Below are 17,712 nucleotides of genomic sequence, written 5' to 3'. Positions count from 1 at the left end.
AAGGGAAGACAAAATTCTTCCCTTTTCCCGTATGTAATTATATCAAAAAATTTATAAAAAACTAGCTATATTTAAAATATAATTTTTAAAAAAGTTATATACATAAATAATTGCAATACTCGCAGTTTTGTCTTTCTGAAAAATTCATTTCTTTAATTTTGAATATTAAGACTAATGTTGATAAATCTTCAGATAATTAGAAAAAATATCCAAAAGGATATATAATATTGCTTAAGAAATAGTTTTAATGGATTACATATATTTCATTTGGTGTATTAATTGAATATCATAATTTTAAATTTTATTAAGCAAGAATCTCGGTTACTTATTGCATTTCTAACATAGGGTGAGAAAGAAAAATACAATAGTGTGGAGGTTTTTATAATGACGTTTGTTCTTAGTAAAATGAGTGGCTTTAGCATAGAAGAAAAGGTACATGAATTTGAATCTAAAGGGTTCCTTGAAATCTCAAATGAAATCTTTTTACAAGAGGAAGAGAATCATCGTTTATTAACACAAGCACAGTTAGATTATTATAATTTGGAAGATGATGCGTACGGTGAATGCCGTGCTAGATCTTATTCAAGGTATATAAAGTATGTTGATTCACCAGATTATATTTTAGATAATAGTAATGATTACTTCCAATCTAAAGAATATAACTATGATGATGGCGGGAAAGTTAGACAGTTCACTAGCATAAATGATAGCTTTTTATGTAATCCTTTAATTCAAAATATCGTGCGTTTCGATACTGAATTTGCATTTAAAACAAATATAATAGATACAAGTAAAGACTTAATTATAGGTTTACATCAAGTAAGATATAAAGCTACTAAAGAAAGACCATCTTTTAGTTCACCTATTTGGTTACATAAAGATGATGAACCAGTAGTGTTTTTACACCTTATGAATTTAAGTAATACAGCTATTGGTGGAGATAATTTAATAGCTAATTCTCCTCGGGAAATTAATCAGTTTATAAGTTTGAAGGAGCCTTTAGAAACTTTAGTATTTGGACAAAAGGTCTTCCATGCCGTAACGCCACTTGGAACAGAATGTAGTACGGAGGCTTTTCGTGATATTTTATTAGTAACATTTTCTTATAAGGAGACAAAATGAGAGAGAATAAAATAATTATGATTTCTGGAGCCAATAGCGGTATAGGTCATGCTTGTATAAAATACTTTTTAGAAAAATCATTTCATGTAATAGCTCTTGATATTAATAATAATAACTTAATAGATTATATGAAAACAGATATGCCTTTGAAAGTAGTGCAAATTGATTTAAGTAATAGCGAAGCGATTCATAATCTTTTTACTCAATTAGATTTAGAAAAGCTTTCTCCTGATATATTAATAAATGCAGCTGGTATTCGAGAGATAACACCTGTTTTACATTTATCCGATGATATGTTTAAAAAAGTAATTGATGTAAATTTAGTAGCCCCATTTATCCTTTCTAGGGAAGTAGCTAAGCGATGGTGTGAATCGAAAATAAAAGGTTGTATTGTGAATATAGCATCGGTTTCTGGATTAATGGCTGAACCAGAGCGAGCTGCTTATGTGGCATCAAAGCATGCCTTAATCGGATTGACTAAACAGATGGCTATGGAATTTGGGAAGCAAAATATAAGAGTAAATAGCATTTCTCCCGGTGTTATTAGAACTGAACTTACAGAAGAATACTTTAGTAATAAAGCCTTGATGTCTATGATAAAAAGTAATCAATCTTTAGATACTTGGGGATTGCCGCAGGATATTGTTTCATGTATTGAGTACTTGATTTCTGATCAGGCCCGCTTTATTACTGGTTCTAATTTTGTAATTGATGGTGGTTGGACTGCAGGGAAAAATTTGTAATTGAGTGTTTTTGAGGAAAAGCACCTGTCCTTTTTTAGGCTGGTGTTTTTCTCACTATAAACCGAGTTTTTATTGGAGGGGGATTAATTTGCTTCAAAAAAGTTTTAAGCAAGAGAAAACGGTACCGGCCTTAAAGATGATAGCATCAATGGTTATCTTTGGATCAGTTGGATTTTTTTCTGTTCAAACAAACTTACCTTCGTTTGAATTAGTGTTTGTAAGGTGTATTTTTGCGACAATATTTTTAAGTGTATGCTGGTTGCTTACAGGGCAATATAAACAAGATAAATGGGAACGAAAAGAAGTTATTCAAGTTTTAATATGTGGCTTTTTCTTAGTATTTAATTGGGTTTTCTTATTTAAAGCCTTTGAAAATATGTCAGTTACAATTGCTATCTCAGTTTATCATCTTGCACCAGTAATTGTACTGTTAATTGGAAGTATCGTCTTTAAAGAAAAATTAACATTAATATCTATCATTTCAATAGTTGTGTGTTTTGTGGGAGCTTTATTAATTGCTGGTATCGATGGAAGCTTCTCTTTCGGTTCATTAATGTCTTCAGGTATGATATGGGGATTTCTTGCAGCTCTCTTTTATGCATTTACAACTTTATTTGGTAAAGGGATTAACAAAATGAGTGCGTATGCAATGACATTTTTACAAACATTCTTGGGGATATTTCTTTTAATACCATTTATAGATTTAGATGCTTTTAGTGGCCTCACTCAAAGTAATTGGACATATATTATAGCTACTGGTTTTATTCACACAGGGATAGTATATTATCTGTTTTTTGATAGTTTACGCCATTTATCCACAAAAACAATCTCAATATTAGTTTTTTTAGATCCGGCAGTGGCAATATTATTAGATACTGTACTTACTGGATTCCGTCCAACTTTAATGCAAATAACAGGAATTCTTTTTATTTTTATTGGCATGACTTTAACATTAAAAAAATCTAAAGATAAAAAACTGAGCCAAAAAGAAAAGCGAATTGAAAGCGATGCTAGTATATCTCAACAATGATGAAATATATTGTGTATAAAACGATAAACCTTGCATGAATCATGTAAGGTTTATTTTAGTTCAATATAATTCATATTTATAATATATAATTTTCAAAACTGGGTATGTTTTTCTTTAATATGCTTTTGATTCAACTATTTTTATTTGACTATAAATTTACAAAAATGTATATAAAACCTTATTTTTTGATAATATATAAGTAATAAATTCATAGAATTGGAGTGATGAGATGCAGCCGTTAGAAAGGGAGATTCATTCTAATATGCTGAAAGTGTGGAGGATGCACGCTTTAATTGGGGCGGCAGTTATACTAACAGTCGTAATTGCATATTTCTTTTTCATGATTAACTTTAATTGGTGGGGGTGGTTGTTTGGACTATTAGTAACAGGAGCCATTACATTTATTCCACTTGATTATTTTGTGTTTCCAAATTTACGTCAGCGCTATTATAGTTACAGATTAAATGAAGAAGAGATTGAGATTCAAAAGGGAATGTTCGTTGTAGAACGCGTACTTATTCCGATGATCCGTGTGCAGCACGTAACGATTGAGCAAGGGCCGATTATGAGAAAGTATAATTTAGCAGAATTACACATTTCAACAGCCGCAACTTCTCATAGTATCCCAGGTTTAACGAAAGAAGAAGCAGAACAGCTGAAAAGACAAATTGGAGAACTTGCGAAAGTGAGTGATGAGGATGTATAGGAGGCAACATCCGATCACGATATTGTTAGGTATTAGGGTTGCGAGTTTGTTGCCACTTATTATTCTTGTTTTATTTAAACCTGATGAACAAGTGGAACCTTGGTATTTATTTTATCTTTTCCTTCTGGTTGTTTTATTCATCATGGCTATTTTTTCAGCAATTAAATGGTATTTTAAAGTGTACTGGATTGAGAATAATATTTTACATATAAAGCACGGTGTTTTTGTAAAGAAGGAAAGCTATTTAAATAAAGAGCGTGTACAAAATATTAGTACATCTTCTAACGTCATTTATCAAATGCTCGGACTTATGAAGCTAAATATAGAAGTAGCAGGCGGTGGTAGTGAGCCAGAAGTGATGTTGGCTGGTATTAAAGAAGACGAGGCAAAACATTTAATCTCTTTATTACATAAGAAAGAAACTACTGTAAAAGAAGAAGAAGAAGTAGAAGAGGAAGAAAGCAAGACGGTTTATCAGTTAACAACGAAAGAGGTTTTAGCCGCAGCGATTACATCTGGTCGGTTCGGACTAGTGTTCTCTGGACTAGTACTTCTTTACACAAAGTTTGATTTTGTTCTTCCTGAAGGATTCACAAGTAAAGTAGAAGCGTATGTGATGGGAAACGGTGTTTATAAACTAATTGTAATTGCATTAATTTTAATGGTAATTTCATGGATTATTTCCACGGCTGGATATATGTTGAAATATGCAAACTTTAAAATTGAGCGAAAAGGGGAAGAGATTCGTATCGTTCAAGGATTATTTGAAAAGAAAGAGTTTGTCTTAAAATTGCACCGCATTCAAGCGATTACTGTAAAAGAAGGTATGCTTCGCCAGCCGTTTGGTTATTGTGCTGTTGAAGTGGAAGCAATTCAAAGTATTGGAGCAGCAAGTAACGAAGTAATGTTGCATCCATTTATGAAGAAAAAAGATGTACAGCACCTGCTCACATATTTAGAGTTACCTTATGAAATCGAAGCGGAGATCGTTCACTTACCAAAAACAGCGTTGCATCGTTATTTCATTATGGGCTGGTCAATAAGTATCATACTCACAGTTCTAATTGCCAGCGTGAGTATATATTTTAAACAACATATTGCGTTGTTTGTTATTTTACCGTTATTTATCGTGTTTTCGTTACTTGCGTATGCTAGATATAAAAGTGGCGGTTATGAATTAAGAGAAAATCAACTAACGGTTGTATATCGTAATTTTTCGAAATATACAGGAATAATGCGAAGAAGACATGTTCAAGCAGTAGGTTATAATCAATCGTATTTTCAAAGAAAAGATGAATTATGTACAACTCTTGTAGCGGTAGCTGGGCGCGGTTATGAAGTGAAGCATATGAGAAAAAAAGATTCGCTTCGTATATATAATTGGTACAAAGAAAAAGGAAACACCGTTGCGTAATGGTGTTTCCTTTTTTGTTTCGTGGTCGTTGAACCGAAAATTTAAACTAATACATCAAAAGTAGTCACAAAAGAAGGACGAGAGAAAATACTCTTTTGCTGTTCTGCATGTGGATGCGCTTGAGCTTGTCCCTCTGCTTGTGCAGGGCGTTTCTTATGAGCGTTTTCGAATGAACGTGATTCTGTCCAGTCTTTAAAGTTTTGCTCTGTTTCCCACATTGTTAAGATGACATATGTATCGTTACTTAATGGGCGTAGAACACGAATCGCTTGGAATCCTGGTTCGTTTTCGATAAGGCCAGCGCGGTTTTTAAAGCGGTTTTCGAATACTGGGCGACCTTCGTCTGTGACAGAAATGTTGTTACAAACGATATAGCCAGGTTGTCCTTTAAATTCACCGACAGCATCTAGTACGTCATACTGAAGTGAGTCTTCTACAGATTCTTCTGTATTTTCTTTATAAAACATATTTTTTTCATCATTTTTTGCAGTGAAATGTGCTTGTTCTAGAGGTGTTTCGTATGAAATAATAGCCTTCACTTTAATGCCCCCTTAATAGTTTGTTTCTATTATATCAACTCTCTTAAAAAACTTCGAAGATTATATACATAAAGATACTTCTTTTTCAAATAATAAATGTACCATCATTTGGAAAGAAGGACGATGTATGAAGAAAGTAAAGTGGACTTTATTAGGCGGCGTCGCAACGTTTGTAGTAGCAATTGTACTCTATAAACTTATCGTGTTAGCTGGTGGCTATATGATGGATGAAAAGCAGCTCGTTTTCCACTCTTCATCACGTATTGTTGACCAGAAAGGAAAAGAAATTACGAAATTATACGTAGAAAATAGGGAACTCGTACCAGTCGAGCAAATTCCGAAGTATGTGCAGCAAGCGTTTGTTGCGGTGGAAGATTCTCGTTTTTATGAGCATCAAGGAATTGATTATCCGTCTATATTCCGGGCTCTTTATAAAGATACGTTAGCTGGAGAAAAGGTAGAGGGCGGTAGTACCATTACGCAGCAACTCGCTAAAAATGTCTTTTTAACTCGTGAAAAAACATTTACGCGCAAATTGAAGGAAGTCGCAATTTCTCTTCAATTAGAGCAAAAATATACGAAACAACAAATTCTTGAAATGTATATGAATCATATTTATTTTGGTCATGGGGCTTACGGTATTCAAGCGGCAGCAAAGTTGTATTTTAATAAAAATGTTGAGGATTTAACGGTAGAGGAAGGGGCAATGCTTGCAGGCCTTCCGAAGTCACCAAACGGATATTCACCGTACTACTCTGCAGAGAAGAGTAAGGAACGCCGCGATCTCGTGTTGTCACTTATGCATAAACAAGGCTATTTGACTGCCGAAGAAAGCGTTCGCTATCAAGGAAAGACAATTGCTCTTTATAAAAACTTAGATGAGAATGAACTCGCATATATGCCGTATATTGATATGGTCATAGATGAAGCCGCTCGTTTATACGGGTTGTCTCATCAAGAAGTACTTCGCGGAGGATATACGTTTGTCGTACCAATGGATGAAAAAATTCAAAAGGTAGCGTATAACCAGTTTCAAGATGCAAGGAATTTTCCTGGGAAAGAAGAGGGGGCTCAAGGTGCATTTTTATTAATGGATAATCGTACGGGAGGGATTAAAGCGGCGATTGGGGGAAGAAAGTACGTCCCGAGAGGATTTAATCGTGTTTTTGCCAAAAGGCAGCCCGGATCTGTTTTAAAACCACTTATCGTTTATGCACCAGCACTAGAAACGAAAAAGTATAATCCGTATTCTTTATTAACAAATGAAAGAAATTCTTTTGAAGGGTATGAACCTCGAAATTATAATCATGAGTATTCAAAAGAAATGACGATGTATGATGCGATTTTAGAGTCGGCAAACGTACCAGCAGTTTCTTTATTAAATGAGTTAGGGGTAGAAGAAGGAAAGCAGTATTTAGAAAAAGGAAATGTCCATATTGCAGATGCTGGTTTAAGTACAGCGCTTGGCGGATTGAAAAATGGCGTTTCAACATTTGATCTTGTAAAAATGTATCGTTCATTTTTAGCAAATGGAAATATTATCGAGCCACACGTTATTAATAAAGTATTAAATAGACACGGTGCAGTCATTGGGGAATCTCCAAAAGTAGAGACGAAAATCTTCTCGAAGCAGACAGCATGGTATATGACGAAAATGTTAGAAGGAGTTGTGAAGGAAGGAACAGCGAGAGTTGGTGTATATAACGGTGCGTTAGCTGGGAAAACAGGTACAACTTCATTGCCAAATGACGATAAGGGAGCAAGAGATATGTGGTTCGTCGGCTATACACCGAACTTAGTAGGCGCTGTTTGGATTGGTTATGACCGCACGGATAAGGAGCATCAGTTGCAAGGAGAAAGTGCATCTGCGACAAAATTATTTAAGAAAATTTTAACGAAGGCTAATGTAGAGCATAAAGAGAAGTTTATGAAGCCTGAAGGTGTGGAAACAATCGGTGCTCCGATTCGGCTGCGAAGAATTGAAGATGTAAAAATGAAACTATCATTTAGTCCTTTCGGTTTATTTAAAGCAAAATTAAGCTGGACGCCACTTCCAGATAACAGAATTATGTACCGAATCTATAGAGTGGAGAATGGAATTCATACGCATGTTAGCACTGTAAATGGTGCTGGGGAATATGAGGAAAAGTTCGTTAACATATTTTCAAAACCGAGCTTTTACGTTGTACCATATAATACACAAACGAATCGCGAAGGAGAAAAGTCAAAAGTAGCTAAACCATAGTTTTTCTCTGTGTTATAATAAGAATGTTGTGAAAATGGTAAGCGTTTTTAAGAATGTTTGTGTCAATTTAATGAACAACGTACATAATATTATGCATTTTGTTTTTACAAGCTGTATAGTAAAAAAAGATAAATATCGAACGTATTCGAAGCATTGGTAAGGAAGGGAGCAAGGGTCTTGGTAAGAACTATAAATGAGACATTTTTAAAAGCATGTAGGGGGGAACGTACCGATTATGTACCAGCATGGTATATGCGTCAAGCAGGTCGTTCACAGCCGGAATATAGAAAGATTAAAGAAAAGTATTCTTTATTTGAAATTACACACAATCCAGAGTTATGTGCTTACGTTACAAAATTGCCGGTTGATCAGTATAACGTAGACGCAGCAATTCTTTATAAAGATATTATGTCACCACTACCTGCAATTGGTGTGGATGTAGAAATTAAATCAGGTATTGGCCCAGTTATCGATAACCCAATCCGTTCTTTACAAGACGTAGAAAAACTAGGGGAAATCAATCCAGAAGATGACGTACCGTACATACTAGATACAATTCGTTTATTAACGACAGAAATGTTAGACGTACCGTTAATCGGTTTTTCAGGAGCTCCATTTACATTAGCGAGCTATATGATTGAAGGCGGTCCATCTCGTAACTACCATAATACGAAAGCGTTCATGTATGCAGAGCCGAAAGCTTGGTTTGCTTTAATGGATAAACTAGCAGATATGGTTATTACATATTTAAAAGCGCAAATTAACGCAGGAGCAAAAGCAGTTCAAATTTTCGATTCTTGGGTTGGAACAGTAAATGTAGCAGATTATCGCGTATTTATTAAACCAGCAATGGAGCGTATTTTTGCAGAAGTTCGTAAGATGGGTGTACCGATGATTATGCACGGCGTAGGAGCTGCACACTTAGTGAATGAGTGGCACGACTTACCGCTTGATGTAGTCGGATTAGACTGGCGCTTACCGATTGAAGAAGCACGTGCACGTGGCGTTCATAAGGCGGTACAAGGTAATATGGACCCTTCATTCTTACTTGCACCATGGTCTGTTATTGAAGAACATGTAAAAGGTATTTTAGATCAAGGGATGAAACAGCCGGGTTATATCTTTAACCTAGGTCACGGTGTATTCCCAGAAGTAAATCCGGATACATTAAAACGTTTAACTACATTTATTCATGAATACTCTAAAGGGCAGTTAGCGAAGTAAAGGAGAATTGCTGTATGAAAAAGAAAATTGGTTTGCTTGTAATGGCATACGGAACGCCATATAAAGAAGAAGATATTGAACGTTACTATACACATATTCGTAGAGGAAGAAAGCCAAGTCCTGAAATGCTGGAAGATTTAACAGAGCGTTACCGTGCAATTGGTGGTATTTCTCCTTTAGCTACTATTACATTAGAGCAAGCTAAGAAGTTAGAGAAGCGTTTAAATGAAGTACAAGATGAAGTAGAGTACCATATGTATCTTGGCTTAAAACATATTGAACCGTTTATTGAAGATGCGGTGAAAGATATGCATAACGACGGAATACAAGATGCAATCGCACTTGTTCTTGCACCTCACTATTCTACGTTTAGCGTGAAATCATACGTTGGACGAGCACAAGAAGAAGCTGAGAAACTTGGAAACTTAACAATTCATGGCATTGATAGCTGGTATAAAGAGCCGAAATTCATCCAGTACTGGGTCGATGCAGTGAAGGGTATATATAACGGTATGTCAGATGCAGAGCGTGAAAAAGCAGTATTAATCGTATCTGCACATAGCTTACCAGAGAAAATTATTGCAATGGGCGATCCATATCCAGATCAATTAAATGAAACAGCGGACTATATCGCGCGCGGAGCTGAAGTAGCAAACTATGCAGTAGGCTGGCAAAGTGCAGGAAACACACCAGATCCTTGGATTGGTCCAGATGTACAAGATTTAACGAGAGAACTAAATGAAAAGCACGGTTATACTTCATTCGTATATGCACCAGTTGGATTTGTTGCGGAACATTTAGAAGTTTTATATGACAACGACTTTGAGTGTAAAGTTGTAACGGATGAAATTGGTGCGAAATATTATCGTCCAGAAATGCCAAATGCATCGGACGCATTTATTGATTGTTTAACAGATGTTGTATTAAAGAAAAAAGAATCTGTACTGTAAGAAGAAAGGGGGAGCCTGCTTGAGGAAAAAAGTTGTGATCGTCGGCGGAGGCATCACTGGATTAACAGCAGTGTATAACTTACAAAAAAATATTCATGAAAAAAACTTGCCGATTGATACATTACTTATAGAAGCATCGGGTAAACTTGGCGGAAAAATTCAAACCGTTCGAAAAGATGGATTTACAATTGAGCGCGGACCGGATTCTTTCTTAGCACGAAAAGAAAGTGCAGCTAGATTAGTGAAAGAATTAGGTCTCGGCGATGAACTTGTAAATAATCAAGCCGGTCAATCATTTATCCTTGTAAACAATCGGTTACATAAAATGCCGAATGGATCAATGATGGGAATTCCAACGCAAATTACGCCGTTTCTATTTTCCGGGCTGTTCTCCCCAATTGGTAAACTAAGAGCTGGCTTTGATCTATTAATGCCGAGGTCAAAGCCAGTATCTGACCAATCACTCGGACAATTTTTCAGACATCGTCTTGGAAACGAAGTGGTTGAAAACTTAATAGAACCGTTACTATCGGGTATTTATGCAGGGGATATTGATGAAATGAGCTTAATGTCAACATTCCCGCAAATGTATCAAATTGAGCAGAAACATCGCAGTATTTCACTCGGTATGCGTACGCTCGCTCCGAAAGAAGAGAAAGCTGAACCGAAAAAGGGAATGTTCCAAACAGTGAAAACAGGTTTAGAATCTATCGTAAAATCTCTCGAAGCAAAGATGCATGAAGGTACGATAATAAAGGGAACTCGCATTGAAAAAATTGCAAAACAGGGTGATGGTTATACGATTACTCTTAGTAACGGAAAAGAAATAGAAGCGGACGCCATCGTAGTGGCAACTTCGCATAAAGTATTGCCGTCCATGTTTGCTCAGTACAAGCAGTTTCGTTTCTTCCGTAATATTCCATCCACATCCGTTGCCAATGTCGCACTTGCTTTCCAAAAGTCCGCAATCCAGCGCGATATTAATGGTACAGGATTTGTCGTATCACGAAATAGCGATTACACGATTACAGCATGTACGTGGACGCATAAAAAATGGCCACATACAACGCCAGAAGGAAAAACACTCCTTCGCTGTTACGTTGGACGTGCTGGTGATGAAGCGGTTGTAGAACAAACTGAAGAAGAGCTCGTTCAGCTCGTACTAGAAGATTTAAGAAAGACGATGGATATTACAGAGGATCCAGAGTTTACAATCGTAAGCCGCTGGAAAGAAGCGATGCCTCAATATACAGTAGGCCATAACGAGCGAATGAAAAAGCTCACAACATTTATGGAGAAAGAGTTGCCTGGTATATACTTGGCAGGTAGCTCCTATGCTGGTGCTGGACTTCCAGATTGTATTAATCAAGGTGAGGAAGCTGCAAAGCGTGTATTATCTCATTTGGAGAAAGTAATAGATGCTGAATTAATCGCACAATAAATTATAAGAAACGCCTTCAATCATATTGAAGGCGTTTCGTTTATTATATAAAATACTTATTCGCCAATAAACATATATAAGTTATTTGGCTTTATAACAGCATCTCCTGCATAAATAACCCACTCTGTTAAGTTATCAAAATCTAAATGATAACTATTTCCTTCACTCATATCTTCTATAAAATATGGTTCATTAATGAGTATTCCTTGAATGAAATCTTCCGTAATGTTTTGCATTTCAAACCACATATGTTCACTTTTTCCTTCTTCGTAGGAGACACCAAACTTAGCAAGGAAACGAAAATCTTCATTTGATTGTTCAATGTGAAAAATGTTGCTGAAATACCCGAAAGTATTTTTCGCATTGTAAGCCATACGATCGGTTTCACTATTTGTTTTATAGAACATGAGCCCTGTAGCTTCTTCGTGTTCTTTGAAAAAACTTTCAATATATTCTTCTGAAGTATTAAATTTGAATAAGAGAACGGACGGAGATTGATGGTATTCATCTCGGGCATCCATTCCGCCTAAGAATGTATTTTGTGCATCTATTGGTTGTAGTTTCACTTCTTCATCCTCGATTGAAGATAATTGGTCCATACTCGTTTTATGCCCTATATAAGATAATCCTTTTTCCCACGGAACAGCGACTGTATGTATAGAACCTTGCTGACTATGCGCGATAACGATAGGCTCATTCATAGGGACTTGTCCATTCTCAACGGAATTATTAGCAAATGTTTGAAAGAGATCGCCAATGCCGTAGTAGGAAGAAATGCGATTTGGAATAATTAACTCTATTTCAGTTAAGCCTGCTCTTAAAAGACCATGTGTATGAAACCAATATTGCGTAGGCTCACCGTCTTTATCGTCTTCATAAACAGAATGAATAACGTACAAGTCAGGAATGTCAGGTAATAATTCATTTTCAACGTGATATTCAATATAGCTTCTAGATATCACTTTCATTGCTGCACTTGAATCGATTACAAATAACAAATCTGGGGCGAGATTCCATAAAAACTGTAACTGCTGGAAAAAGCAGTCCAGTACATCGCCTACAAATAGCGTACGAGTGAAAATTTCAGTGCCGAAAGCCGCATCTTCAAAATTACGATCTACAATTGTAGAATCTTGTCTATTGTACATTTTATATTCTTCTGGGTCGTTCGCCTCATCAATATGCAGTTCATACGGTATGACTGTTTCGCCCATATGTAATTCAACAATAAGGCTTGTCTCATCACTATAAACAATTTTTAACTCATCAACTTTAGTAGCCATAGTTTCTAGTCGTTGTTTTAACTGCTCAATTGTAATTCTAGTTGGTATAACAGCAATCATATCTGAAAAATGACGTTCTAATGTTCCATTCATAGCTGCGCGGTATGTTTCTGTTTGCACTTCCATTCAATCACTCCTATTCAAATGAATCCATTTTACATCCCAATCAAATGTCAATATTTTCTGTTTTCTTTCTCTAACATTATAGAGTGCATTTGTAGAAGGTGTAAAATTATTATTTTGTATTATAGTTTGAAAGCTTGTAAATTAAATAAATCTTTTGTAAAATTTGTCGAAAAATAGTTCTATATAACGAATCATTTGTTATGATAGAAATGCTGAGAAAATATGAAATAGAGAGAGGAAAATGGCTGTGAAGAAATTGTTAAGTGTCTTTTTATCATTCTTGCTATTGCTTTCATTTACTGGAACTTTAGCGCAAGCAGAAGAAACTGCTTCTATGTCAGTAGAAAAAGCAATTCAAGTATTTAAGCAGCAAGGGAAAACGAAGGGGATTGTGGAAGGATATATTGTTGGATATACGCAAAGTTCTTCTAAATATACGAAGGATCCAGCTAAGTTTGATGATACAAACATAGCAATTGCAGATTCGCCAAACGAAACGAATCCAGACAAAATCATGCCCGTTCAGTTGCCAAAAGGTGATGTGAGAACGGCAGTGAATGTAAAAGATCACCCTGAAAATATCGGGAAGAAAGTTAGTTTGACTGGGACTCTTGAATTATATTTTAGTAACCCAGGTCTAAAATCAGTAACAGCTTATAAGTTTCAAGGTGAAGGACAAAACCGTGTTAGCGATGTAGTAGCTTCACCGAACGGCGGAGAAGTTGCTAAAGGAACAGCGGTAACATTAACGACGAATACAGAAGGGGCAACAATCTACTATACGTTAGATGGCTCTAATCCTACTAATAAAAGTGTTCGTTATAATGGACAAATTGTAATGAATGAAAATAGTGTAGTGAAAGCAATCGCGGAAAAAGAAGGGCTTAATTCTTCAGAAATTTCGACATTTTCATTTATTATCGTAAATAATGAACAGGTTCGTATTCATGACATTCAAGGAAAATCACATATTTCTCCTTACAACGGGAAGAAAGTAAACAATGTGGAAGGCGTTGTCACAGCGCTTGATAAAAACGGCTTTTATATAGAAGATAATCAGCCGGATAATGATCCAGCTACTTCAGAAGGTATTTACGTATATAAAAAAGATGCGAATGTAGCAGTAGGAGATCTTATTCAAGTTGATGGAGTAGTAGAAGAATATGTTGGACCAGGATATGCAGAGCGATTTGAAACAGACTTAACGACGACAGAAATTAAGGCGAGTCGCGTTGCTGTAATCGCAAAAAATCAAACTTTACCAGCACCGATTGTACTTGGAGAAAACGGTGTGAAAATCCCGGACCAGATTATTGATAATGATGCATTTGGTTTATTTGATCCAAATGAAGATGCAATCGACTTCTATGAAAGTATAGAAGGTATGCGTGTTACGATGCCAACACCAAAAATTATTACACCTCAGAAAAACGGGAATTTATATGTAACAGTAAAAAATGGTGGAGATAAAATAGTAACACAATATGGGACACCTCTATTAGATGAAAATCAATTAAACCCAGAGCGTCTTTCTGTAAAAGTACCTCGCGATTATGTAGCAAAAGTAGGAGATACTTTCACTGGAGATATAACAGGGGTAGTAGGATATGATTACGGTTCTTTCCGTATTTCGCCAATAACAGAACTGCCAGCTGTAGTGGATGGTGGATTTAAGCAAGTAGGCGCAAATATTCAGCCACGTCTTGATAAGTTAACGGTTGCTACATATAACATTGAAAACTTCTCAGCGAATAAAAAAGAAACAACAGATGAAAAGGTAAAAGCGTTAGCGTATTCTATTAAATACAACTTAAAAATGCCAGATATTATCGGTGTAGAGGAAATGCAAGATAATAACGGATCAATTAATGACGGTACAACAGATGCGTCATTAAGCGCAAAACGTATCATTGATGCAGTCCTAGAAATTCGTGGACCGAAGTACGAGTATGTAGAAATCGCTCCAAACAATAATCAAGACGGAGGAGCACCAGGAGCGAATATTCGCGTCGGCTTCTTCTATAATCCATCACGCGTGAAATTAGCGACGGTACCAAAGTTACTTGATAAAAATGTTGTTCGTATTGGAGACGAAAATCCATTATTTGAAAGTACCCGTAAACCGTTAGCGGCAGAATTTACGTTCCAAGGACAAAACATTGTTGTCGTTGCAAATCACTTAAACTCAAAACTAGGAGATGCAACGCCATTTGGAAAAGTGCAGCCGCTCGTATTAAAAAGTGAAGACAAACGAATTCAGTTAGCACAAGAAGTAAATCATTTCGTGCAAGGAATTCAGAAAAAGAATACGAATGCACCAGTTGTCGTGTTAGGTGATATGAACGATTTCGAGTTCTCTAAACCACTAAAAGCACTAGAGGGAACAATCTTAAAAGATATGTTAAACACAGTGCCGAAAGAGAATCGTTACACTTACATTCATGAAGGAAATGCACAAGTGTTAGATCATATTTTAGTAACAAACAACATCGCACCGCACACAATTGTAGATCCAGTGCACTTAAACTCAAACATAATGAAAGAGCACGGACGTGTAAGCGACCATGACCCAGTACTTGCTCAAATTGATTTGAAGAAAGCTTCTTAAAGAAAGGAACGCTTAGGTGACTAAGCGTTCTTTTTTTTCATTGTTATAGAATAGTATAAAGAGATGATTCTTTTTTTTGTAATCTAATGATAAAATTAATTGAATATTTAGTTTTTTTAAAGGAGGACAACAATGCAGTTACGAATAAATGGAAAGTTAATGAATCAGCTTGCAATTTTTTTTAGTACGATCGTCATGCTTCAGTTTGTAGCTGATATAACAGGACTTACAAGCAATCTAGATATTACGTATAACTTAATTAATACAGCAGCTTCTTATATAACATTTAGTTTGGCGGTTATTTTCACTTTAATAGGTGCAAGAAGAGAATTAAGTAAATATGCAATTGTTTCATTATGTTTAGTAGTAGCGATTAAAGCGATTTATTTTGTAGCGGTTGTTATTTTATGGGGATTGGCTGGTACACCGTAAAAGAGAGGATAATCATATGAATATTGAAAATATACGATTGATAAATGCAAACGGTACTAATCTTTATGTAAAAATGTTAGGAGAAGGTGAACCCATTATATTTCTTCATGGAGGCCCTGGAAGTGAACATCGATTTTTTCTTCCCTATATGGCGCCACTAGCAGAAAAATTCCAACTAGTTTTTTATGATCAAACAGGTTGTGGAGAATCGGAAGAAGCAAAGAATAATCAATATTCTATGAGGGGTGAGGTTGAAAACTTAGAAGCACTGCGTGTGCAATTAGGGTTTGAAAAAATAAATGTATTAGGTGAATCATGGGGATCAATGCTTGCATTATTGTATGCAACTACATATCCCGAACGAGTGAATAAGTTACTTTTAACAGCTGCGATAGGAGTTAATGTAAAAGGGTTAGAAAGATTTGGTGAAGAACTGCAGAAGAGGTTAACAGAAGAAGATAAAGTAATTATTTCTGAAGTAAGCGAGAAGATTAAAATAGGAGAGGCTTCTATATACGAGATGTTACAAGTGTTAGATCCATATTATGTGTTTGCTATGGAAACTTTAACTTATAAACAGAAAACAACTTTTAGTAATGAAGTTAACACAATACTGGGTGCAGATATGGTGAAAAATTATGATGTGACTAAACAAATAGAAAAGCTCTCGGAAATTCCAATATTAATTGCGCAAGGAAGTCATGATATTTTAACCCTTGCCACTATAAAAGAACATTTTATAGAATACATACCTCATATAGAATTTTTAGAGATTGAAAATTGTGGACATTGGACAGTAGTGGAGCAGCCAAAACAAATGTGCAATATCGCGTATAGTTTTTTTGAGAACTAACAATAAGAGCGTAATTCCCAATCTAACTTAGGGAATTACGCTCTTATTCGTTCAATGATTTAGTCTGAAATTACTTGAAACGCCTTTCTACACCGCTCTCTTTTTTGCAACCTTCTTCTATATTTTTTTCTATCACGTTTTACTCCTTGTATATACATGATTAAGCTAACGAGGAGGAAGAAAGTGCATTGCATCGTTAAAATATACGGAGACATGCCATGCAACGGTTGTTTTGGGTCATATAAATGAAAAGGCGCTCCGCCTATTGTAGGGAATATTGTATTTAGCAGGACGTATGGAATGGAGGCAACTGCAAATGGGAAGAGAATCGCCATATAGTCCTTTTGTGACCACGCAGATGCAGCAAGTCCTAAAAGGGCCATTAAACCTGCAAATAAAAAATTAATTCCGATATATACAGTAATGTAAGTGAGGGGAGATTCGTAATATAAGTTTGCAAACATCCCATTATCATTTATAATGCCTGAACCAGCCGTCGGTTCTCCATCTGGAATGGTTAATTTGCAAAATAATAACGATAAGATGAATGGAAATGTATAAAGAAGTCCACCGCAAAAGAATGTAACGATATATTTCGTTACTGAATAAGGGAACAAAGAAATCCCTTTACTTACAAACGGTTTAAAACCATCTGATTTATCCGAATTGTAACTTGTGCTAAAGGGGAAACTAGCAATAACGGGCATTAATAATAAATAAACATCCATTTCATTGTCGCGAAATCCAATCCATTTAAAAGCTGTTGTTACAAACGCATCCGTTCCATCCCCAATGTAACGAATTACATAATAATAATGGTAAATAAAAATAAGAGCTAGTCCACTAAACATAATAATTAAAGAAATACGACTACAAAAAGCTTGCTTTATATTTAAACGAAGTGCACGCATCATGACTGAAAAAGCCTCCACTGTTTTGATAAACTTGTCTATTTTCTATATTACTATTAATTGTAAAGATTTTCTTGTTTTTTTA

The 17,712-nt window shown here is 35.6% G+C and carries 15 protein-coding genes; 12 read left to right on the top strand and 3 right to left on the bottom strand.

Going from position 1 to position 17,712, the window contains the following annotated elements; all coding sequences use genetic code 11:
* Positions 1-384: 384 nt before the first annotated feature.
* The 5 genes from ACTJJY_RS18860 (at position 385) to ACTJJY_RS18840 (ending at position 5,015) form a co-directional block, all read left to right on the top strand.
* The gene (locus tag ACTJJY_RS18860) at positions 385-1,122 is read left to right on the top strand and encodes a 2OG-Fe dioxygenase family protein (protein ID WP_141538191.1); all 738 of its coding nucleotides are present in this window, start codon (positions 385-387) and stop codon (positions 1,120-1,122) included.
* The gene (locus ACTJJY_RS18855; protein WP_001208940.1) at positions 1,119-1,865 is read left to right on the top strand and encodes an SDR family NAD(P)-dependent oxidoreductase; all 747 of its coding nucleotides are present in this window, start codon (positions 1,119-1,121) and stop codon (positions 1,863-1,865) included. The genes ACTJJY_RS18860 and ACTJJY_RS18855 overlap by 4 nt, the downstream gene beginning before the upstream one ends.
* 88 nt (positions 1,866-1,953) lie before the next feature.
* Complete coding sequence (locus ACTJJY_RS18850; RefSeq protein ID WP_000939632.1) at positions 1,954-2,895, top strand: DMT family transporter; 942 nt, start codon at positions 1,954-1,956, stop codon at positions 2,893-2,895.
* Between the two features lie 229 nt (positions 2,896-3,124).
* The gene (locus ACTJJY_RS18845) at positions 3,125-3,601 is read left to right on the top strand and encodes a PH domain-containing protein (RefSeq protein ID WP_001182726.1); all 477 of its coding nucleotides are present in this window, start codon (positions 3,125-3,127) and stop codon (positions 3,599-3,601) included.
* Positions 3,594-5,015, top strand: coding sequence for a PH domain-containing protein (locus ACTJJY_RS18840; protein WP_440606276.1), 1,422 nt, complete (start codon positions 3,594-3,596; stop codon positions 5,013-5,015). The genes ACTJJY_RS18845 and ACTJJY_RS18840 overlap by 8 nt, the downstream gene beginning before the upstream one ends.
* A gap of 41 nt (positions 5,016-5,056) precedes the next feature.
* On the opposite strand, the gene hmoB is transcribed toward ACTJJY_RS18840, so the two are convergent.
* Entirely contained in the window at positions 5,057-5,554 is a 498-nt protein-coding gene (hmoB, locus tag ACTJJY_RS18835) for a heme-degrading monooxygenase HmoB (protein WP_440606264.1), read from the bottom strand.
* A 127-nt stretch (positions 5,555-5,681) separates the two neighbouring features.
* On the opposite strand from hmoB, the gene ACTJJY_RS18830 reads away from it, so the two are divergent.
* The 4 genes from ACTJJY_RS18830 to hemY all read left to right on the top strand — a co-directional run bounded on the left by ACTJJY_RS18830 (position 5,682) and on the right by hemY (position 11,414).
* Positions 5,682-7,799: a transglycosylase domain-containing protein gene (locus tag ACTJJY_RS18830; protein WP_440606263.1), complete on the top strand. Its 2,118-nt coding sequence runs from the start codon at positions 5,682-5,684 to the stop codon at positions 7,797-7,799.
* 177 nt (positions 7,800-7,976) lie between these two features.
* Positions 7,977-9,023, top strand: a complete 1,047-nt coding sequence (hemE, locus tag ACTJJY_RS18825) for a uroporphyrinogen decarboxylase (protein WP_000252605.1) — start codon at positions 7,977-7,979, stop codon at positions 9,021-9,023.
* Between the two features lie 14 nt (positions 9,024-9,037).
* Positions 9,038-9,973, top strand: coding sequence for a ferrochelatase (hemH, locus tag ACTJJY_RS18820; RefSeq protein ID WP_000726775.1), 936 nt, complete (start codon positions 9,038-9,040; stop codon positions 9,971-9,973).
* 19 nt (positions 9,974-9,992) lie between these two features.
* Positions 9,993-11,414, top strand: a complete 1,422-nt coding sequence (gene hemY, locus ACTJJY_RS18815) for a protoporphyrinogen oxidase (protein WP_440606262.1) — start codon at positions 9,993-9,995, stop codon at positions 11,412-11,414.
* Positions 11,415-11,470: 56 nt separating this feature from the next.
* Here the strand turns inward: hemY and ACTJJY_RS18810 are convergent, their stop codons facing one another.
* The gene (locus ACTJJY_RS18810; protein ID WP_440606261.1) at positions 11,471-12,823 is read right to left on the bottom strand and encodes a DUF4026 domain-containing protein; all 1,353 of its coding nucleotides are present in this window, start codon (positions 12,821-12,823) and stop codon (positions 11,471-11,473) included.
* 241 nt (positions 12,824-13,064) lie between these two features.
* Between ACTJJY_RS18810 and ACTJJY_RS18805 the strand changes: the two genes are divergently transcribed.
* The 3 genes from ACTJJY_RS18805 to ACTJJY_RS18795 all read left to right on the top strand — a co-directional run bounded on the left by ACTJJY_RS18805 (position 13,065) and on the right by ACTJJY_RS18795 (position 16,716).
* The gene (locus tag ACTJJY_RS18805; protein ID WP_440606260.1) at positions 13,065-15,431 is read left to right on the top strand and encodes a DUF6359 domain-containing protein; all 2,367 of its coding nucleotides are present in this window, start codon (positions 13,065-13,067) and stop codon (positions 15,429-15,431) included.
* A 132-nt stretch (positions 15,432-15,563) separates the two neighbouring features.
* Complete coding sequence (locus ACTJJY_RS18800) at positions 15,564-15,863, top strand: hypothetical protein (protein ID WP_153593107.1); 300 nt, start codon at positions 15,564-15,566, stop codon at positions 15,861-15,863.
* A 16-nt stretch (positions 15,864-15,879) separates the two neighbouring features.
* Positions 15,880-16,716: an alpha/beta fold hydrolase gene (locus tag ACTJJY_RS18795; protein WP_048656896.1), complete on the top strand. Its 837-nt coding sequence runs from the start codon at positions 15,880-15,882 to the stop codon at positions 16,714-16,716.
* A 59-nt stretch (positions 16,717-16,775) separates the two neighbouring features.
* Here ACTJJY_RS18795 and ACTJJY_RS18790 read toward each other — a convergent pair whose 3' ends face one another.
* The gene (locus ACTJJY_RS18790) at positions 16,776-17,630 is read right to left on the bottom strand and encodes a hypothetical protein (protein WP_440606259.1); all 855 of its coding nucleotides are present in this window, start codon (positions 17,628-17,630) and stop codon (positions 16,776-16,778) included.
* Between the last annotated feature and the right edge of the window lie 82 nt (positions 17,631-17,712).

Source organism: Bacillus sp. 22475 (assembly GCF_052044835.1).
Classification (GTDB): Bacteria; Bacillota; Bacilli; order Bacillales; family Bacillaceae_G; genus Bacillus_A; species Bacillus_A cereus.
This window is presented reverse-complemented; position numbering and strand designations above follow the sequence as displayed.

Coding starts and splice junctions, on each gene's coding strand:
- ACTJJY_RS18790 (WP_440606259.1), bottom strand. CDS start 17,630: ATGATGCGTGCACTTCGTTTAAATATAAAGCAAGCTTTTTGTAGTCGT.
- ACTJJY_RS18795 (WP_048656896.1), top strand. CDS start 15,880: ATGAATATTGAAAATATACGATTGATAAATGCAAACGGTACTAATCTT.
- hemH (WP_000726775.1), top strand. CDS start 9,038: ATGAAAAAGAAAATTGGTTTGCTTGTAATGGCATACGGAACGCCATAT.
- ACTJJY_RS18810 (WP_440606261.1), bottom strand. CDS start 12,823: ATGGAAGTGCAAACAGAAACATACCGCGCAGCTATGAATGGAACATTA.
- ACTJJY_RS18800 (WP_153593107.1), top strand. CDS start 15,564: ATGCAGTTACGAATAAATGGAAAGTTAATGAATCAGCTTGCAATTTTT.
- ACTJJY_RS18805 (WP_440606260.1), top strand. CDS start 13,065: ATGGCTGTGAAGAAATTGTTAAGTGTCTTTTTATCATTCTTGCTATTG.
- ACTJJY_RS18855 (WP_001208940.1), top strand. CDS start 1,119: ATGAGAGAGAATAAAATAATTATGATTTCTGGAGCCAATAGCGGTATA.
- ACTJJY_RS18830 (WP_440606263.1), top strand. CDS start 5,682: ATGAAGAAAGTAAAGTGGACTTTATTAGGCGGCGTCGCAACGTTTGTA.
- ACTJJY_RS18840 (WP_440606276.1), top strand. CDS start 3,594: ATGTATAGGAGGCAACATCCGATCACGATATTGTTAGGTATTAGGGTT.
- ACTJJY_RS18845 (WP_001182726.1), top strand. CDS start 3,125: ATGCAGCCGTTAGAAAGGGAGATTCATTCTAATATGCTGAAAGTGTGG.
- ACTJJY_RS18860 (WP_141538191.1), top strand. CDS start 385: ATGACGTTTGTTCTTAGTAAAATGAGTGGCTTTAGCATAGAAGAAAAG.